This window comes from Rhizorhabdus sp. GW822-FHT03C02 (assembly GCF_058801765.1).
The window spans coordinates 1122449-1139780 of record NZ_JBXANN010000001.1; the positions used below are offsets into that span (position 1 = coordinate 1122449).

Consider the following 17332-nt stretch of genomic DNA (forward strand, 5'->3'; position numbering starts at 1 on the left):
CGGCCGCCGCGTCATGCCGTGCCGATCGGATCGGCGATCAGCCGGCGCGCGACATCGCGTGCCCAGCTCCGCGAATCCCGGCGATCGGGCACATGGTCGGTCCGGCCATGCGACCAGGCAGCGACCGGAATGGCGAAGCCGGTCTTCGGCCGATCGACGACCGACGACGGCAGCGGGATGGCGGGGGCGTTTGCCAGCAGCCGCTTGCCCGCACCGCGTGGCTGTGTGGCCATCAACGGGGCGATCCGGCCGAGCAGGACATGATCGACGAGCGGAACCCGGATTTCGAGCGAGTGCGCCATGCCGGCCCAGTCGGCGTCGCGCAGCAATTGGTTGCGCAGATAGAGCGCGCTTTCGAACATCGCGGTCCGGCCGAAATCGTCGACCGGACCGTTGCCGGCCGCGGCGATCAGCCCGATCGGATCGAGCCGTTCGAGCCCCTCGGCGATCAGATCCTCGTCCATCGCCTCGTCGAGTTCGAACGGCAGCAGCACCGCGCGCCGCAGCAAATAGCTGCCGGCCCAGCTGCCCGCATATTCGAATAGCCCGGCCAGCTTCGGGTTGCGGTGGACGAGCGCCGGCGCGAAGCGACGGATCAGCCGTCGCGCGGCGGCGCCGGGGAAGCGCATCGCCGCGAACGGCCGGCCGAAGCGGTGGGTGCGGGGCACCGTCCGGAAGGTCGAATAGCCGCCGAGCAGTTCGTCGCCGCCGATTCCCGACAGCGCGACCTTGAGGCCCAGCTCGTTCGTCGCCTTGCTGACGAACCAGCTGTTGATGCCATCGATGCTCGGCTGGTCCATTGCCGCGAAGATCGCCGGCAGATCATCATCGAACTCGCGCGCGTCGACCCGGCGGACATGATGGTCGACGCCATAGAGCCGGGCGATCTCGGCGGCGAGCGGCACCTCGTCATGCTGCCGGCCGCGAAATTCGTCGAAACCCAGCGTGACCGTGCGGATGCGCTGCTGTCCCACATCGCGCATCAGCCCGACCAGCGCCCCCGAATCGACCCCGCCAGACAGGAAGGCGCCGACCTCGACATCGGCGACGAGGTGGTGGCGGACGCTGTCGAGCAGCGCTTCGCGGGGATCGGCGGCCGGCGTCGCGCGGTGACAGGCGGCGAGGTCGGTGTGCAGGCGCGGCGACCCGGCGCCGCGATCGTCGATCCACAGATATGATCCGGCCGGGCAGGCGCGGATCGCCCTGTACAATGTGAAGGGTTCGGGTACCGCCCCGAACAGGTGGAAGCCGGCGAGGCCGGCGGGGTCTATCGTCCGGTCGAGCGCCGGATCGACCAGCAGCGCCTTCACCTGCGAGGCGAAACGGGCGCAGCGACCATCGTCGGCATAATATAGCGGCTTGATGCCATAGGGGTCGCGCGCCAGCAGCATCGCCTGCCGGCGATCGTCCCACAGCGCCAGCGCATACATCCCGCGCAGATGCGCGAACATCGCCTCGCCATGTTCGGCATAGAGATGGAGCAGCACCTCGGTGTCGGACCGGGTCGCGAAGACATGGCCGGCGGTTTCGAGTTCGGCGCGCAATGCCCGGTAATTATAGATCTCGCCGTTGAAGATCAGCCGCAGCCTGCCGTCGGCGCTGGCCATCGGCTGGGCCGCGCGGTCGTCGGTGTCGATGATCGCGAGCCGCCGGTGGGCAAGACCGATCCGCCCGTCGTGCGAATGCCACAGTCCTGCGCCATCGGGTCCGCGGCGGATCATATGGTCGCGCATCGCCACCAGCGTTTCCGGTGAGACCAGCCGTTCGCGATAGCCGAATATGCCCGCGATTCCGCACATCAGCGCGCCGCAGGCTGGCGTTTCGGCAGGACGAGGCGGTTGAGGAAGCTCAGAAAGACATGTGCGGCGACGGCCATCGCGATCGGGCCGACGATATCGGCGACGAAGAAGCCGTCGAGCCGCCCGCCCACGCGCATGCCGATCAGCACCACCGAGAACAGATACCAGGCCTCGTGCATGATCACCTGCAGCGAGTAGAGTGACCAGAGGGTGGCGACGATGCCCGACAGCGTGGCGAGCAGAAGCACCCCCGGCCAGCCGAGTGCCCAATAGCCTTCGGCCGGGATCGTCGGCGACGACGATGTCGTATCGCTGCCGGTCGCCTCGAGGCTGAAGGCGATGCCGACATTGGTGATGATCGGCTTGTCCCGGTAGATGGCGCGCGGGATCCAGACGACGAAGATGTTGGCGAGCGAATCGCCGGGCTGGCCATTGTCGTAGCGGTTGATCGCGAAGGTTCCCGCATTGACGTAGCTGAGCCGCGCCCACCCGGTCTGGATATCGCTGTCCGGCAGCGAGCTGATGTTGCCGGTGAAATAATCGGCGAGCACGGTGACGCGATTGCCGAGCGTCGTCACCGACAGATCCTCGTTCTGCTTCAGCGACACTTCGCGGGCATAGGCGATCGCGGGCGCCAGCGTCACGAAGAAGGCGGTCAGCGCACCGCCGAGCAGCGCGATGCGCAGCACCGTCGGGCGGTGGTAGATATAGGCGATCGTCAGGATCAGCAGCGGGAAGATCGCCTCGCCCTTGGCGAGGCTGAGCACGCCGATAATCGAATCGAACCCGGCGAGCGCGATCGCGACATAGCGCCAGTTCGATCCGGTTCGCAGCGCCCACAGGGTCACGAGGAAGTAACCGATTTCGGACGCGGCGCCGATTTCCGAGATGGCGACCGGGAAGGTGCCCTGGAACAGGCCGAGCCGGAACGGCAGCGCGATCGTGTCGTTGACGAGGATGCCGACCCCCAGGAACAGGAAGGCCATCGTCTTGAGCGGCAGTGCCGAGGGTTGCGGGCGCCAGAAGGCACGCGCTCCGGCGCCGGTCCTGCGCGCTAGCGCGACGATCGGCAGCGGCGTCAGCACCAGCACGAGCGCGAACAGGCAGCAGACCATGTTATATTTGAGCACGTCGCCCGAGAAGAACAGGAAGAAGCGCTCGACCAGCTGTCGCGTCTCGGTGTTGATATAGAAGATGATCAGCGTGCCTGCGCCGAAATAGATGATCAGCGCCAATCGCATCCACAGCAGCGTCGTCCAGATCGAGGCGATGTTGGCGCGCACCATGCGCGCGCAGCCGATCGTCAGAGCGCCGCTCAGCAATATCGGCCCGACATGATTGGCGAAGTCCACCAGCGCACCGCCATCGGCCGCCGCGATGACGTAGAGCACCAACGTCAGGCCGAGGATCAGCGGTTCGGGCCAATAGGGGCTGACGATGGCCGCCGGCCCATGGCGGTCGACCGCCTCCGCATGGCCGGACGGGACTATGCGCAAGGAAGAAGCCGTCGCCATCGCCGAAACTGTTCTGCCTGCCCCCGGAAACGAAAGGCGACTGGTAGCGGATCGCCGCAGGCGGAGCCATCGCCGATTTCAGGCCGCAGTTTCGCGTGCGCGGCGGCATTGTCGCGCTCGGGAGCGACGCCTATCAGCGGATGATGGCGAGGTCGTTCTTTCGCATGTTCGGACGCGCAGGCGCCGCCCGGCGCCCGTCGGTGCCGGCGGGGCGTCGCGTCTATGCGATCGGCGACGTCCATGGCCGGCGCGACCTGCTCGACCAGATGCTCGATCGCATCGTCGCCGACCATGAGGCGCGGCGCGATGCCGAGATATCGATCATCCTGCTCGGCGACATGATCGATCGCGGTCCCGAATCGCGACAGGTGATCGATCGACTGGTCGACCGGCCGCAGCTGATATGCCTGTGCGGCAACCATGAGGAAATGTTCCTGCGGGTGATGGGCGGGGAATGGGCGATGCTGCGCGAATGGCTCGCGCATGGCGGCCGCGAGACGCTGCTCAGCTATGGCGTGCCCGGGGATCTGATCGACAACGGTGGCTATGAGGCGGTCGCGGCGGCGCTGGCCGGCTGCGTGCCGCGCGGCCATCTCGCCTTCCTCCACCGGTTGCCCGATCGGATCGCGATCGGCGATTATCGGTTCGTCCATGCCGGCTTCCGGCCGGGGGTCGCGTCCGATCGTCAGAAATCATCCGATATGCGATGGATTCGCGGCGAGTTTCTTGCCTATGAAGGCGACCATGGCGGGATCGTCGTGCACGGCCATCATATCGTGGCCGCGCCGGAGGTCCTGCCGAACCGCATCGGTATAGACACGGGGGCCTATGCTACGGGCAGGCTCACCGCGCTGGGGCTGGAAGGGGAGGAACGCTGGTTCCTGACGACCTGACGATCGACCGCCCGGGTCGCCTGTGCGGATCGGGCCGGCGCCCGTTGGCGATGCGCGCGCGATGCTGAAGATCGTGGGCGCCGGGTCGAATCTCGCGGAAAGCCGTGCGACCGTCGCGGCGCGGCCGTTCGGGGTCGGCCGGCTGCGCTACCAGTTGCTGCTCGGATTCGCGCTCGCGGTGCTGATGCCGGCGCTGGTCCCGGTCGGACGTATCCCGCTCGGCGATATCCCGACCAATCCGACGGTGATCGGCACCGCATGCGCGCTGGTCTTCGGGCTCATGCTGTTCCGGCGGTTGACGATCTTCCCGGGCGCCAGGAACATCGAATATGTCTTCCCGGCCTTCACCACATCCTATGCGCTCACGGTGATGATCTTCTTCTTCGCCCGGATCAATTACAGCCGCCTCCAATATGGGCTGAGCTTTGCCGCGGCGATCATCCTGTTCCTGCCGATCGCGATGCGGCTGGCGAAGGGGCGCGGCCATGCCTATTTCGTCGCGCCGTTCGGAAAGACCGACCGACTCGCCGACATTCCCGATATCGTCTGGGTGAAACTGTACGAGCCGGTCCTGCCGACCCTGGCGGTATCGGGCCTCGTCGTCGACCTCAATGCCGAGATCAGCGACGAATGGGGCCGGCTGATCGCCGATGCCTCGCTGGCCGGAACGCCGGTCTATCATGTCAAGCAGCTGCAGGAATCGCTGACCGGACAGGTCGATATCGAGCATGTTTCGGAGAATAACTTCGGTTCGCTGATCCCCAATCTCGGTTATTTCAAGATCAAGCTGTTCATCGACGTCGCGACGGCGCTGATCGTTCTGCCGGTGCTGCTGCCGCTGTTCGTGCTGGCGGCGATCGCGATCAGGCTAGACTCACCCGGGCCGGTCTTCTTCCGCCAGACCCGGATCGGTTATCGCGGCACCGTCTTCAGGGTCTTCAAGTTCCGGACGATGCAGCATGCGGCCGACGGGGTCCTCGCCGGCGGCCTGCGGCAGGCGGCGATCACCGAAGATCATGACCGGCGGGTAACGCGGGTGGGGCGCTTCCTGCGCCGCACGAGGATCGACGAACTGCCGCAGATCTTCAACATCGTGCGCGGCGAGATGAGCTGGATCGGCCCCCGGCCCGAGGCCGAGGCGCTGGCCGGCTGGTACGAGGCCGAACTGCCTTTCTATCGCTATCGCCATATCGTGCGTCCCGGCATTTCGGGCTGGGCGCAGGTCAACCAGGGTCATGTCGCGCAATTGCCCGACGTCCACCGCAAGCTCAAATATGACTTCTACTATATCCGCTATTTCTCCTTCTGGCTCGACGTGCTGATCCTGATCCGCACCATCCAGACGGTGATCACCGGCTTCGGATCGAAATAGCGCGATGCGGTCGATCCTCGCGGGGCTCGGTCGATCGGACATCCGCACCGACCCCTTTCCGCACATCGTCGCCGACCAGGTCCTCGACCCCGATCTCTATGCGGCATTGTCCGAAAGCTTTCCCGCCTTCGCGCGGATCGCCTTCGCCTGCGCGCCCGAGCATATGCCCAGCAACCGCCGTTTCGCGATGGCCGCCCAGATCATCATCGAGGCACCCGATCTGCCGCCGTGCTGGAAAGCGTTCGCCGCGCGGCACAGCGGACCCGATTTCCTTGCCGAGGTCGCGGCGCTGTTCAACGGATATTGGCCCGAAGTGATGCTGACCGCGCTCGGTGGCAGCTTCGACGGGCATGATTGCGGCCGGCTCTCGCTCTCGGCGCCCGGACCGTTCAGCATCCACCAGGATGCGCGGATCGAGATCAATTCGCCGGTGCGCGATCGGCCGTCGATATCGCGCGGCCCCCATCTCGACACGCCCGAGCGGCTGTTCTCGGGCCTGTTCTACATGCGCGCGCCCGACGACGACTCGGCCGGCGGCGAACTGATCCTGTACCGCTGGAAAGACGGGCCGATCGCACGGATCGGCAGCTATGACCTGCCCGAAGACGCGGTCGAGCCGGTGGCCGTCATTCCCTATGCCGCCAACCGGCTCGTCATCTTTCCGCAGTCGATCGATGCGCTGCACGGGGTCGGTCTGCGCCATCCGACCCCGCACGACCGGCGCTATGTGTTCCTCACCGCCGAGCTGGCCGCGCCATGGCTGGTCTCGCCGGCTGTATGCTGAGGCGAAGGCGATGCGGCTGCTCGTCCATGGCATGCAATCGAGCGGCGCCACCGCCTTCACCCGCCTGCTCGCCGAGCGGCCGGGCTGCATCGCGCTGGTCGACATTCCCAATAATTTCGCGGCGCCGCGCGTTTCGACGACCCGCGATTTCGTTGCCAAGGTGGTGGTGACCACCGCTTATCCGATCGCGGTCCATATCGATCGTTTCCGGCCCGACCGGACGATCCTGTTCCTGCGCGACCCGCGCGACAATCATGCGAGCCTGCGAACCAAGAATTATCGCAACTATTCGGGGCTGATTGCCGAGAAATTCGCCCTGCTCGACCAGCTGTTCGCCGAGGCCGGGCGGTTCGACGCCGTGATCCATTATGAGGATTTCATCGCCCGCGATCCCGCGGTGGCGCGCGTCCTGGCCGATCTCGGCTGGCCGCTTCCCGACTCCGGCCATGCTTTCACCCGCGGCTATGACGAACTTCTGGGCTCGCTCTGGGCCGCCGAACCAGCGCTGCAGGACGAGATGGAGGTCGTCTTCGGCAATGCCCAGGGCCGGGAAATCGGCACGAAATGGCGCGACCAGCCACGGGATCCACAGGCCGAGACGCTGCTGGACGGGCTGTGCCCGCGGCTGCTCGCGCATTATCGCGCCCGCGAAGCGGGGCTGGTCGGGTCAGTCGGCCGGTGCTAGCCATCCGGGATAATGAAGGGGAGGGGCATGCCGATATCGCTACATTCCGTGGTCGCGCAGGCGCCCGATTGCCTGGCGGCCGACGTCCAGGACGAGGTGGTGCTGATGTCGGTCGAGAGCGGCCAATATGTCGCGCTCGATGCGATCGGCAAGGATATCTGGACCCGCATCGCCAGCCCGTGCCGCGTCGATGCGCTGTGCGCCGATCTCGAAGGCGGCTATGCCGCGCCGCGTGCCACGATCGAGGCTGACGTGCTGGCGTTCCTGACGACCCTGTCCGACGCCGGGACGCTGACCGTCAACGAATAAGCTTAGAGCATGTCCTGATCGTATTGATCGGGACATGCTCTAAATTATCTTTGTTTTCCGTATTTTCCGAGCCGTCAGGTGATTCCACCTGACTTGAAAATACTCTAGCCATTGCCGCCTTCGCGCCAGCCGATGAAGCGCGCCATTTCAATCCCGCGCGTCAGCATCTGCAGATAGAGCCGGCGCCGGGGTTCGGCGGTCTCGGCGTCGCGCGGCCAGTCGTCGAGCAGCGTCGCGAGACGGTCGACGTCGACGAGGCGGGCCACCTCCGGCCGTTGCCGCAGGCGCGCGAGATCGGCGATCATCGCCGGCCGCTGGGCCGAAACGCGCCCGAACCAGTCGCCATTCTGGATGCCGCGGCCGCGGCGATCGGCCAGTATCGGCGGGATCCGGTCGGCGAGCAGGCGGCGGGCGATCGACCGTGTCGTCCCGCCACGCAGATGCTGCGCCATCGGCAAGGCGCCGAAAAATTCGACGACACGGCGATCGGACAGCGGCATGCGATGATCGATCCCCGTCATCGCGCGGATGCCGGTGCGTGCGTCGCGGGCGGTTTCGTCGGCCCAGACCCATTCGCGCGTCGCCAGGGCCGATCGATGGCCGCCGCCGATCCGCATGCGATAGCGATCGGGATCGAGGTCGAGGCCGGCCGCGGCCGCCGGCGCCAGCGCGGCATGGCCTGCCCAGGGCGCCTCGTCGGCGCCCACCCGGCGCAGCCGCCGGTCGAGCGGCTCGAACGGCTTGAGCACATGCTGTCTGAACATCGCCCAGGGGGATGCCGCCTCGGCGCGCGCCAGCATGCGCAGCTCGCGCCACAGGCCGGCCCATTGGCCGGCGGTGAGCAGCGACGGCAGATGTTCGAGCCCGGACGCGCTGAAGAAGAGATTGCCCATCTCCCCACCCAGCGTCACCGATCCGCCGCGCCCCGCGAGCAGCCGATAGGCGGGGAAGAACCAGGCGATATTCTGCGGCGCGCGTGAGGGCAGGGCGGTCTCGAGGAAGAAGCGGTGCGGATCATGCTCGCCCCAGTCGCCGCCATCGTCGCCGACCAGATGGAGATCGAGCCCCGTCATCCCGCCTGCCAGCATCCGCGCCGACGGGCTCTCGTCATGGTGGCGGTCGGTCGAAGCCGGAGCGGTCGCGCCGTCGGGGACGCGGGTGATCGCCATCAGCGGATCGGGCGCGCGCTGCCGGACCGCGCTCTCGGCGATCGCGGCGCTGTCGATGCCGGCCGACAGCAGCAGCGCCGGCGGTTCCGCCGTGCGCAACGCGTCGCCGACGGCGCGGTCGATGATCGCGCGGCCTTCCTCCAGATATTCGCGATCGTCGCGGCGGCGCAGCGATCCGGGCTCGGGCAGCGACCAGGAGCGGCGCAGATCGACTCCGCCCGGCCCGACGATCGCGACATGGCCCATCGGAATGCGGTCGATCGCGCGATAGGGGGTGCGCGTCGGCGGCGGCAGGTTGAGGATCAGCAGGTCGGCGAGGCGCGCCTCATCCATGTCCTGTGGCACCTCGGGCAGTGCCAGGAGTGCGCGGATGCGGTTCGATACCGCCACGATGCGATCGTCGCGATAGATGTAGAGCGTGCGCCAGCCGGCCGGATCACGGGCCAGCAGCAGGCGTCGCGCCGATGGATCCCAGCAGGCGAAGGCGAAATCGCCATAGAGCCGGTGCGGCGCATCGGCATCCCAGCGCTCGATCGCGGCCAGGATCAGCGCGCCGTCGGACAGGGTTTCGCTCAGTCCGAGCGTTGCGCACAAGGCTTCGCGATCGTTCAGCCGGCAGTCGGCGAGCAGGATGCGGCCCGAAGGGCCGGCCAGCGGCATGGCCTCGCGCCGGTCCTGCGGGGTGAAATGATGCTGGCGGTGGACGAAACCGATCGCGCCGTCGGCCCTGATTCGGGCAGGGCCATTGCCTCGACCGGCGAGCCCGACGGCAAGGCGGTTGAGATCGGCGCGGTCGATGGGGCGATGATCAAGGCGCCACAGGAGCGCGAAGTCACTCATCCGTCACGGCCGCGCGTGCGGCCCGATATGCGTGTTTCAGGATCCCGTGGTCGATCCGGCGCCGTCATTACCAGTGTTGGCGAAGGTTTCGGTCTGCTCGACGGGGAGAACCACCGCTACGGGCTTTGACCAGGGTTTGCGCTCGCCAGCCATGTTCAACTTGTCATGCGCCGTGGTGGGCTGTGCATCGTTCATATTGGTTCCCCCTCCCGACAATGATTCCAAGGCTGCGAGGCATGGATTGGAACAAGCATCTAGCGCACTTCCCGATGTTTGGAAAGCATTGGCGATATTGGCGCGTGAGCAATGCGATGCCGCTGACAGCGCATGCTTCGAAAGCGCTCCGTGCTGCACGGTCGCCGCGTGCCGGCGCTGCCCGTCAATCGGCATTGATCCCGTCGGGCGGGATGGCGGATGGAAATCGCGCGCAGGTCTTAATCTTGTCCCGCTCAGTAGGAATTCGACATAGGCAAGCATATCGATATGATTTTGCCGCCTCGCGAAGAAGCATTCATGTGGATCTGTGCGGATACGTTGCCGGGCGTTCGGATATCCATGTAAGGAATTGTGCTTAGTGACGATTTTCTAACTATTATCGGCGTTGCTGCAGGTTATATCGAACTTAAGGCCTGCTTGCGAAGTTGCCGGGGCGGTCGGGTTTGGGAGATGATAGGATGTCGGAACCCTTTCTGGGCGAGGTGCGCCTGTTCGCTTTCGCAAAGGCGCCGCAAGGCTGGCTGCCCTGCGAAGGGCAGGTGTTGAACATAAAGCAATATCAGGGGCTCGCTTCGCTGCTGGGCCAGACCTATGGCGGCGATGGCAAGACGACGTTCCAGTTGCCTGATCTGCGCGGTCGGGCGCCGGTCGGATGGGGTGTGCTGACGTTCGGCCAGACCGCATCGGGCAATTATGTCCAGGGACAGTCATTGGGCGCCGAGGCGGTGCAGCTCCAGGTCGCGACGATCCCGAACGCGGCGCATACCCACGGCGTCGGCGCATCGACGGCCGTTGCAAGCACATTGGCGCCGGGCGGTAACGTGCTGGCGACGCCGACGACGATCTCCCAGCCGCTTTACGGGCCGCCCGCGTCGCTCGTCCCGCTCAATCCCGCTACGGTTACGCCGGTCGGTGGTGCTGCCACGCACGAGAATATGCAGCCGTTTCTGGTCAATCGTTATTGTATCGCGACAGTGGGAGTCTGGCCACCGCGCAACTGATCGTCGGGAGGGACATCATGAGCGATTATTTCACGGGACAAATCGTCTTCTGGGCCAGCCCGAAGATTCCGTTGGGGTTTCACCTCTGCGATGGATCGTTGTTGAGCATATCCGAATATCCGGCGCTCTATTCGCTGATCGGCACCGTCTATGGCGGCACGAGCTCCAGTTTCAATCTTCCGGACCTGCGCGGGCGCGTTCCGATCAGCTCGGGGCAGGGGACGAACCTGACGGCACGGGTCATCGGACAGTCCGGCGGCGTCGAGGCGGTGACGCTGGCCGAAGGGCAGGTGCCGCCGCATACCCACCCCTTACTGGCCTCGACGGCTACCGCGACGACGAACGTTCCCACCAACGCTGCGCTCGCGGCGGTGCCGACGGGAAAGCTCGCCTATTTCGATCCGCCCGCGACCACTCCGCCGACCCCTGCGGCGCTGGCGTACAGCAGCGTCACAGAGGACGGAGGCGGCAATCAGGCACATCCCAACATCATGCCCTATACGGCGCTGAACTACATCATCTGCACCAACGGCATTTACCCGGTGTTCAACTGAACGTCCGGGAGAGGAGATTGAGATGGGCGATCCTTATATCGGTGAAGTCCGGCTGTTATCGTTCACCTATCCACCGGTCGACTGGATATTGTGCGACGGCAGATTGGTGCAGGTGCAAAATTATCAGGCGCTCTACAGTCTGATCGGCAACATCTATGGCGGGACTTCGCCCAATACGTTCGCCGTCCCCGATCTCAGGGGACGGGTCGTGGTCGGCACCGGGTCGGGGCCGGGGCTCACACCGCGCGCATTGGCCGCGCAGGGCGGCGTGCCGGCGGTGACGCTGGAGCCGTCGCAGATGCCGTCCCACACCCACGAAATCAACACCGACTTCTTCTCTTATGCGAAGGGGCCGGCGCAGTTCAGGGCCAGCCCGAATGCGCAGGCCCCGACCTCCTATCTGTCGCGCTACCTGCAGCCCACCGGGGCGACGACAGCGCTCAGCCTCAACGCTTATGTATCGGGCACCGCGCCGGATACCGAGCTTGCCCTGGCATCGATGGGCGGGGCGGGAGCCGGTGGCGGCGGCGCGCATGAAAATCGGCAGCCGGTGCTGGTGATGGAGTGGTGCATCTGCGCGTTCGGCAATTATCCGCCGTTCAATTGACGGTGCCTGCGGTCGCGACGCTGTCGACCCCCGCGCCGCTCGCGGCGCGGGGGTTCGTCCTGCGGCCGGAAGAGGCGCGCGACGAGTCCGCGCTGCGACGGTTGTTTGCCGACGAGCGCGCGCCGATGTTCGCGATGATGCCGCTGCCGCGGGAGCAGAAGACGGCGATGCTGGATGCACAATTCGATTATCAGCGCCGCCATTATCGGGCGATCGATGGTGCGCACGACCCCTTGGTCCTGGCCAAGGACGACAGCGCAGTCGGTCGCTTCTATCTCGTCCGTCAATCGGCGCATTGGCGGCTGGTCGACATTCTGCTGGCGCAGCATGTGCGCGGGGTTGGGGTCGGAGGCGCGCTGATCGCGGCGCTCGTCGATGCTGCCAGGGCCCGTAATATGGCGGTCCGGCTGCAGGTCGACAAGGGCAACCCGGCGCGGGCGCTGTACGAGCGCATGGGCTTCGTCGTCGAGGCCGACGCCGAGATCGCCTGGCACATGGTCCGCCATCCATGATCATGGGGTTGCGCGCATGGCGCATCCACGGCAGTTCCGGCTGAGAGGAGATGAAGCGACCGATGGGGCGTGATCTTGCGACGGTTTCGATGGGCGCGCGCAGCATCGCCGACAACCTCGCGCGTGCCGCCCGCGACGGGAAGATCGACGCCCGGCCCGATGGCCGCTGGACGATGCCGGCGCGACCGGCGCGGCCCTGGTATCTTCACGTCCGGTTCGTGCTGCCGCTGGAATGCCCGGTCCTCAACGATTTCCTGTTCCAGGTCGCTTATGCCGGGACGACGGTGCCGTCCGGCTGCGCCGCATGCTTCAAGATCAAGCTGGCGCCGTCGAACCTGCGCGGGCTGGTCGCGCTGCGCGATCTGCTGGAGGCAGCACCCTATCATGCGAAATGCGGTGTCGATTTCTACAATCCGCATTCGCAGGATGCTTATGCCGGCTTCGCCTATTTCGACGGATTGCCGGCGGCGCGGGCGGCATGGCGCGATCTGCGCGCGCGGGTCGATGCCGATCCGGCGCTGGGGCCATCGACGCCGATCACGATCAAGCGCGGTTGCACCAATTATGAGATGGCGGTCGGGCCGTCCGACCGATGGACGTTCGACGACGATCTGGCCGAACTGGAGGCGGAACTGCGCGGCCGCTTCGTCCCGCCGCCCATCGTCCTGCCCGAATATCGCCAGGCAAGGGCTGTCGCGATGGTCCATTGGATCCGCTTCGCCTTTGCCTTGCGCGACGAGACCTATCGCGAATTCACGGGCGGCCGCCGGCTCCATCCGCCCACCGTGGCCTATGATCCGGCGGCGCCCTCTACGGCATAGCCCAACCGGGCCATCATCGGTGCATGATCGGCGACGATCCGGTCGGCCTGCGCAGCGCTGAGTCCCGTACGCCAGTCGCCGGCGCGTCCGCTGCGGAAGAAGAAGGCCTGACCGGGCTGGCGTTCGGGGAACCCGCTCCGTTCTTCGGACCGGCGAAGATTGGCGAAGGCGCATGCGGCGGCGGTCGCTGCGACCAGATCGGGTGAGGCGGTCAGCCCGACGAAATCGGCGATGGCGGCGATGGCGGTCGCGGGATTGTCCAGCATATCCTCGTAACGGAGCAGCAGGAGCGGGGCGGACGCCGCATCGAGCCAGGACCCGACATGCATCGACCAGCTTGTCAGCCGCTGCCGGGCCTGCTGCCGAAGCTCCAGATCGGTGTGCGACAGGGTGAAATGCGGATCCCCCATCCGCGCGATCGCGGCATCGAGCGGGATCCGCATATGATCGGCCCAGGATGGCGCGACGTCGCGGGGATCGCGGACGATATAGATGATGCCGGCGGTGATGTCGGCCGCGAACAGTTCCGGATCGAACGCATCATGCACCTTCAGCCAATGCGGCGGAGGAGCGGCGGCGTGCAGGATGCGGTGGGCCTCGATGCGGACGACCCGCTGTTCGGCGGGCGTCATGTCGGAGGTCGGCAGGTCGACGATTCTCTCGATCCAGGGCAGCGAGGCGCTGTTGGGGCTCAGGCGGCCGAATGTCGCCAGATCGGGCAGGCTGCCCCCGGCCCGCAGGCTGGCGAGGATCGACCTTATCCAGGTGTTGCCCGATTTGGGGTATGAGGCGATCCAGATCGTGCCGGCACGGTTCATGCCGCGAGTGCCGCCTCGATCGCCGCAACGGTGGCGGGCAACGCATCGAAGCTGACCGGCCGGATCAGTCGCCGTACCGGCACGGCTGCCGCGATACGCGCGGCATCGGCGAAGATCGCGGCGCGGCGCCCGAGCAATTGGGCGATCCGCATGCGCGGGACATTCCGATCGATCGCCGGGATGGCCTCGGCCGCCGAGAGAGGGGCGATGGCAGGGCTTTCGCCGGCGCGCAGCAGGAATATCGCGTCGAGCGGCCGTATGATCGGCTCGACCTCGAACGATGGTCTCAGATCATATTTCTCGATGCCGTCCCGGACCTGCGCAAGGCCGGCAGGGTCGATGCCGGCGGCCTCGATCGACGCTCGCCACAACCGCAGCCGCGGAAAGGCGGGCAGCATCTCGATATGGTTCGCCAGCGGGCGCAGCACGGTAAGGTCGTCCGAAAGCAGGCGATGGCCACGGCGAACCAGCGCATGCGCCAGCGTCGATTTTCCGGCGCCGCGATCGCCCGCGAAGGCGACGCTGCGGCCGTCGATCTCGATCGATGCGGCATGAAAGGGCAGCACGCCGCGCTGATGGCACAGATAGGCGAGGGCGCCGCCGAGCAGGAACAGCCGCCAGCCCTGGTCGGCCTCACCCGCGAGCCGCTGAACGACGATCTCGCGGCCACCGGGTTTCAGCAGGATGCGCACGAGGTCGCTGATATGGACCAGCACCGCGCCCTCGACGTCGGCCATCAGATAACGGCCCGGGATCATCCGGTCGTCGATCGCTTCGGGGACCTCGCCTTCGCGCAGGACGATGTCGACCGGCGCGTCGGCCGGGCCGGTCCAGGCCGGAAATTCGGGAACGGCCAAGCTGCTGCGCACGTGCCAGCCGCACAGATTATAGCTCTGGCCGGACATTCAAACGGGCCCGAACGGCGATTTTCTGGTCAGGTCCGTCTCTCCGTCCGGATTTGCTCGGCGGGGATCATGGGAGATACGGACGGCGGCATCAAGCCGCCGTCCGCCTTATCCTTGTCAGGCCCCGGATGTCAGGCCGCCGCCGCCACGTCCTCGGCCGGCGCCAGGCGGATGAGATAGTCGAACGCCGACAATGCGGCCTTGGAGCCTTCGCCCATCGCGATCACGATCTGCTTGTACGGCACGGTCGTGGCGTCGCCGGCCGCGAAGATGCCGCGCTGCGAGGTTTCGCCGCGATGGTCGATCTCGATCTCGCCGCGCGGGGTCAGCGCGATCGCATCCTTGAGCCATTCGGTGTTCGGCACCAGCCCGATCTGGACGAAGATGCCCTCGAGTTCGACCTCGTGCAGCGTGTCGTGGTTGCGGTCCTTGTAGGTCAGCGCGATCACCTTCTCGCCATCGCCGAGCACCTCGGTGGTCAGCGCCGAGGTGATCACCTTGACGTTGGGCAGGCTGGCCAGCTTGCGCTGGAGCACCGCATCGGCGCGCAGGTCGCTGTCGAATTCGATCAGCGTGACATGGGCGACGATGCCGGCGAGGTCGATCGCCGCTTCGACCCCCGAATTGCCGCCGCCGATCACCGCGACCCGCTTGCCCTTGTAGAGCGGCCCGTCGCAATGCGGGCAATAAGCGACGCCCTTGTTGCGATACTGGTCCTCGCCGGGCACGTTCATCTGCCGCCAGCGCGCGCCGGTCGACAGGATCACCGTGCGTGCCTTGAGCGAGGCGCCGTTCTCGAGCTTGACCTCGTGCAGCCCGCCGGGGGTGCGCGCCGGGACCAGCCCGGTCGCCCGCTGCAGGTTCATGATGTCGACGTCATAGTCGCGGACATGCTGCTCGAGATGCGCGGCGAGCTTGGGGCCTTCGGTGTGCGGGACCGAGATGAAATTCTCGATCGCCATCGTGTCGAGCACCTGGCCGCCGAAACGCTCGGCGGCGATGCCGGTGCGGATGCCCTTGCGCGCGGCATAGATCGCCGCCGCGGCGCCCGCAGGCCCGCCGCCGACGACCAGTACGTCGAACGCGTCCTTCGCCTTGATCTTTTCGGCGGCGCGCGCGGTGGCGCCGCTGTCGAGCTTGGCGACGATCTGCTCGAGCTCCATCCGGCCCTGGCCGAACGGTTCGCCGTTGAGGAAGATCGTCGGCACCGCCATCACCTTGCGATCGGCGACCTCGTCCTGGAACAGGCCGCCGTCGATCGCGACATGGCTGACGCGCGGATTGAGCACGCTCATCAGGTTCAGCGCCTGGACCACGTCCGGGCAATTCTGGCACGAGAGTGAGAAATAGGTTTCGAAGGCATAATCGCCGTCGAGCGACTTGACCTGCTCGATCAGTTCCTGCGCCGCCTTCGACGGATGGCCGCCGACCTGCAGCAGTGCGAGCACGAGCGAGGTGAATTCATGCCCCATCGGGATGCCGGCGAAGCGGACGCCGATATCGGTGCCGACGCGGCGGATCATGAAGCTGGGGGTACGCCGGTCGTCATCCTTGCGGACGAAGGCGACCTTGTCCGACAGCCCGGCAATCTCTTCGAGCAGGTCCTTGAGCTCGGTCGATTTCGCGCCGCTGTCGAGCGAGGCGACCAGCTCGATCGGCTGGGTGATGTTGCCGAGATAGGCCTTGAGCTGCTGCTTGAGATTGGCGTCCAACATGATCCTGTACTCCATGGTTGAGCGCGGGGAAGCGCCGGGGGCGGCGAACCGCCCCCGTGCCTGTCATCGACCCGCGAGGGTTAGATTTTGCCGACGAGGTCGAGCGAGGGGGCGAGGGTGGTCTCGCCTTCTTCCCACTTCGCCGGGCAGACTTCGCCGGGATGGGCTGCGACATATTGCGCGGCCTTGACCTTGCGGACCAGTTCGGCGGCGTTGCGGCCGACGCCTTCCGAGGTGATTTCCATCACCTGGATGACGCCCTCGGGATCGACCACGAAGGTTCCGCGGTCGGCGAGGCCCTGGCCTTCGCGCAGCACGCCGAAATTGTTGCTGATCACATGGTTCTGGTCGCCCAGCATGTAATAGTTGATCTTGCCGATCGCCGGCGAGGTGTCGTGCCACGCCTTGTGGCTGAAATGGGTGTCGGTCGAGACCGAATAAACCTCGACGCCCAGCTTCTGCAGCTCGGCATAATTGTCGGCGAGATCCTCGAGCTCGGTCGGGCAGACGAAGGTGAAGTCGGCCGGATAGAAGAAGAAGATGGCCCACTTGCCCTTGACGTCAGCTTCGCTGACCTCGACGAACTTGCCTTCCTTGAAAGCCTGCGCGGTGAACGGCTTGATCGAGCTGCCGATGATACCCATGCAATATTCTCCATGCTGCTGTGGTGAGTCGTAGATAGGTGCACAGCTTGCCGAGGGGAAATTGCTTCTGCCACTCGGACAGATCGATAAAATCGCTCATAGACGCGCTTGCAGGTGGCTTTGTCGATGCATCGGCGCTTTGGCCGCGCATGCGCGGGGCACGCGCCGGTGGGC

The 17332-nt window shown here is 66.2% G+C and carries 18 protein-coding genes; 11 read left to right on the plus strand and 7 right to left on the minus strand.

Annotated elements, in window-relative coordinates:
- Window positions 1-11 precede the first annotated feature (11 nt).
- Window positions 12-1799, minus strand: a complete 1788-nt coding sequence (asnB, locus tag AC1RM6_RS05175; protein WP_493098737.1) for an asparagine synthase (glutamine-hydrolyzing) — start codon at window positions 1797-1799, stop codon at window positions 12-14.
- On the minus strand, window positions 1799-3295 hold the full coding sequence (locus tag AC1RM6_RS05180) for a hypothetical protein (protein WP_493098739.1): 1497 nt from the start codon (window positions 3293-3295) through the stop codon (window positions 1799-1801). The genes asnB and AC1RM6_RS05180 overlap by 1 nt, the downstream gene beginning before the upstream one ends.
- A gap of 182 nt (window positions 3296-3477) precedes the next feature.
- Between AC1RM6_RS05180 and AC1RM6_RS05185 the strand changes: the two genes are divergently transcribed.
- The 5 genes from AC1RM6_RS05185 (at window position 3478) to AC1RM6_RS05205 (ending at window position 7356) form a co-directional block, all read left to right on the plus strand.
- Window positions 3478-4206: a metallophosphoesterase gene (locus AC1RM6_RS05185; protein WP_493098741.1), complete on the plus strand. Its 729-nt coding sequence runs from the start codon at window positions 3478-3480 to the stop codon at window positions 4204-4206.
- 61 nt (window positions 4207-4267) lie between these two features.
- On the plus strand, window positions 4268-5578 hold the full coding sequence (locus AC1RM6_RS05190) for a sugar transferase (RefSeq protein ID WP_493098743.1): 1311 nt from the start codon (window positions 4268-4270) through the stop codon (window positions 5576-5578).
- A 4-nt stretch (window positions 5579-5582) separates the two neighbouring features.
- A complete protein-coding gene (locus AC1RM6_RS05195) occupies window positions 5583-6362 on the plus strand; it encodes a 2OG-Fe(II) oxygenase family protein (RefSeq protein WP_493098745.1) in 780 nt (259 codons plus the stop codon).
- A gap of 10 nt (window positions 6363-6372) precedes the next feature.
- On the plus strand, window positions 6373-7047 hold the full coding sequence (locus AC1RM6_RS05200; protein ID WP_493098747.1) for a hypothetical protein: 675 nt from the start codon (window positions 6373-6375) through the stop codon (window positions 7045-7047).
- 27 nt (window positions 7048-7074) lie between these two features.
- Window positions 7075-7356, plus strand: a complete 282-nt coding sequence (locus AC1RM6_RS05205; protein WP_493098748.1) for a PqqD family protein — start codon at window positions 7075-7077, stop codon at window positions 7354-7356.
- 104 nt (window positions 7357-7460) lie between these two features.
- On the opposite strand, the gene AC1RM6_RS05210 is transcribed toward AC1RM6_RS05205, so the two are convergent.
- On the minus strand, window positions 7461-9185 hold the full coding sequence (locus AC1RM6_RS05210; RefSeq protein WP_493098750.1) for an asparagine synthase-related protein: 1725 nt from the start codon (window positions 9183-9185) through the stop codon (window positions 7461-7463).
- Window positions 9186-9215: 30 nt separating this feature from the next.
- On the opposite strand from AC1RM6_RS05210, the gene AC1RM6_RS05215 reads away from it, so the two are divergent.
- The 6 genes from AC1RM6_RS05215 (at window position 9216) to AC1RM6_RS05240 (ending at window position 13076) form a co-directional block, all read left to right on the plus strand.
- The gene (locus AC1RM6_RS05215; RefSeq protein ID WP_493098752.1) at window positions 9216-9494 is read left to right on the plus strand and encodes a hypothetical protein; all 279 of its coding nucleotides are present in this window, start codon (window positions 9216-9218) and stop codon (window positions 9492-9494) included.
- Between the two features lie 545 nt (window positions 9495-10039).
- Window positions 10040-10582 (plus strand): phage tail protein, encoded by a 543-nt coding sequence (locus AC1RM6_RS05220; RefSeq protein ID WP_493098754.1) that lies wholly within the window; start codon window positions 10040-10042, stop codon window positions 10580-10582.
- A gap of 17 nt (window positions 10583-10599) precedes the next feature.
- Complete coding sequence (locus tag AC1RM6_RS05225) at window positions 10600-11136, plus strand: phage tail protein (RefSeq protein WP_493098756.1); 537 nt, start codon at window positions 10600-10602, stop codon at window positions 11134-11136.
- Window positions 11137-11158: 22 nt separating this feature from the next.
- On the plus strand, window positions 11159-11743 hold the full coding sequence (locus tag AC1RM6_RS05230) for a phage tail protein (RefSeq protein WP_493098758.1): 585 nt from the start codon (window positions 11159-11161) through the stop codon (window positions 11741-11743).
- The gene (locus AC1RM6_RS05235) at window positions 11704-12255 is read left to right on the plus strand and encodes a GNAT family N-acetyltransferase (protein WP_493098760.1); all 552 of its coding nucleotides are present in this window, start codon (window positions 11704-11706) and stop codon (window positions 12253-12255) included. Before AC1RM6_RS05230 ends, AC1RM6_RS05235 begins: the two co-directional genes overlap by 40 nt.
- A 62-nt stretch (window positions 12256-12317) precedes the next feature.
- Window positions 12318-13076, plus strand: a complete 759-nt coding sequence (locus AC1RM6_RS05240) for a hypothetical protein (protein WP_493098762.1) — start codon at window positions 12318-12320, stop codon at window positions 13074-13076.
- On the opposite strand, the gene AC1RM6_RS05245 is transcribed toward AC1RM6_RS05240, so the two are convergent.
- The 4 genes from AC1RM6_RS05245 to ahpC form a co-directional block, all read right to left on the minus strand.
- Entirely contained in the window at window positions 13046-13894 is an 849-nt protein-coding gene (locus tag AC1RM6_RS05245; RefSeq protein ID WP_493098764.1) for a sulfotransferase domain-containing protein, read from the minus strand. The two genes, AC1RM6_RS05240 and AC1RM6_RS05245, sit on opposite strands and share 31 nt — an antisense overlap.
- Window positions 13891-14799 (minus strand): phosphoenolpyruvate carboxykinase (ATP), encoded by a 909-nt coding sequence (locus AC1RM6_RS05250; protein ID WP_493098766.1) that lies wholly within the window; start codon window positions 14797-14799, stop codon window positions 13891-13893. The genes AC1RM6_RS05245 and AC1RM6_RS05250 overlap by 4 nt, the downstream gene beginning before the upstream one ends.
- Before the next feature lie 131 nt (window positions 14800-14930).
- Window positions 14931-16514 (minus strand): alkyl hydroperoxide reductase subunit F, encoded by a 1584-nt coding sequence (gene ahpF, locus AC1RM6_RS05255; protein WP_493098768.1) that lies wholly within the window; start codon window positions 16512-16514, stop codon window positions 14931-14933.
- Between the two features lie 80 nt (window positions 16515-16594).
- The gene (gene ahpC / locus AC1RM6_RS05260; protein WP_493098770.1) at window positions 16595-17158 is read right to left on the minus strand and encodes an alkyl hydroperoxide reductase subunit C; all 564 of its coding nucleotides are present in this window, start codon (window positions 17156-17158) and stop codon (window positions 16595-16597) included.
- Between the last annotated feature and the right edge of the window lie 174 nt (window positions 17159-17332).

Excerpts from the sequence above, each read along its gene's own strand:
- AC1RM6_RS05230 (WP_493098758.1), top strand. The coding sequence starts at position 11,159 with ATGGGCGATCCTTATATCGGTGAAGTCCGGCTGTTATCGTTCACCTAT.
- AC1RM6_RS05220 (WP_493098754.1), top strand. The coding sequence starts at position 10,040 with ATGTCGGAACCCTTTCTGGGCGAGGTGCGCCTGTTCGCTTTCGCAAAG.
- AC1RM6_RS05205 (WP_493098748.1), top strand. The coding sequence starts at position 7,075 with ATGCCGATATCGCTACATTCCGTGGTCGCGCAGGCGCCCGATTGCCTG.
- ahpF (WP_493098768.1), bottom strand. The coding sequence starts at position 16,514 with ATGTTGGACGCCAATCTCAAGCAGCAGCTCAAGGCCTATCTCGGCAAC.
- AC1RM6_RS05250 (WP_493098766.1), bottom strand. The coding sequence starts at position 14,799 with ATGTCCGGCCAGAGCTATAATCTGTGCGGCTGGCACGTGCGCAGCAGC.
- AC1RM6_RS05240 (WP_493098762.1), top strand. The coding sequence starts at position 12,318 with ATGGGGCGTGATCTTGCGACGGTTTCGATGGGCGCGCGCAGCATCGCC.
- ahpC (WP_493098770.1), bottom strand. The coding sequence starts at position 17,158 with ATGGGTATCATCGGCAGCTCGATCAAGCCGTTCACCGCGCAGGCTTTC.
- AC1RM6_RS05195 (WP_493098745.1), top strand. The coding sequence starts at position 5,583 with ATGCGGTCGATCCTCGCGGGGCTCGGTCGATCGGACATCCGCACCGAC.
- AC1RM6_RS05215 (WP_493098752.1), top strand. The coding sequence starts at position 9,216 with ATGCTGGCGGTGGACGAAACCGATCGCGCCGTCGGCCCTGATTCGGGC.
- AC1RM6_RS05225 (WP_493098756.1), top strand. The coding sequence starts at position 10,600 with ATGAGCGATTATTTCACGGGACAAATCGTCTTCTGGGCCAGCCCGAAG.
- AC1RM6_RS05245 (WP_493098764.1), bottom strand. The coding sequence starts at position 13,894 with ATGAACCGTGCCGGCACGATCTGGATCGCCTCATACCCCAAATCGGGC.
- AC1RM6_RS05200 (WP_493098747.1), top strand. The coding sequence starts at position 6,373 with ATGCGGCTGCTCGTCCATGGCATGCAATCGAGCGGCGCCACCGCCTTC.
- AC1RM6_RS05185 (WP_493098741.1), top strand. The coding sequence starts at position 3,478 with ATGTTCGGACGCGCAGGCGCCGCCCGGCGCCCGTCGGTGCCGGCGGGG.
- asnB (WP_493098737.1), bottom strand. The coding sequence starts at position 1,799 with ATGTGCGGAATCGCGGGCATATTCGGCTATCGCGAACGGCTGGTCTCA.
- AC1RM6_RS05190 (WP_493098743.1), top strand. The coding sequence starts at position 4,268 with ATGCTGAAGATCGTGGGCGCCGGGTCGAATCTCGCGGAAAGCCGTGCG.
- AC1RM6_RS05210 (WP_493098750.1), bottom strand. The coding sequence starts at position 9,185 with ATGCCGCTGGCCGGCCCTTCGGGCCGCATCCTGCTCGCCGACTGCCGG.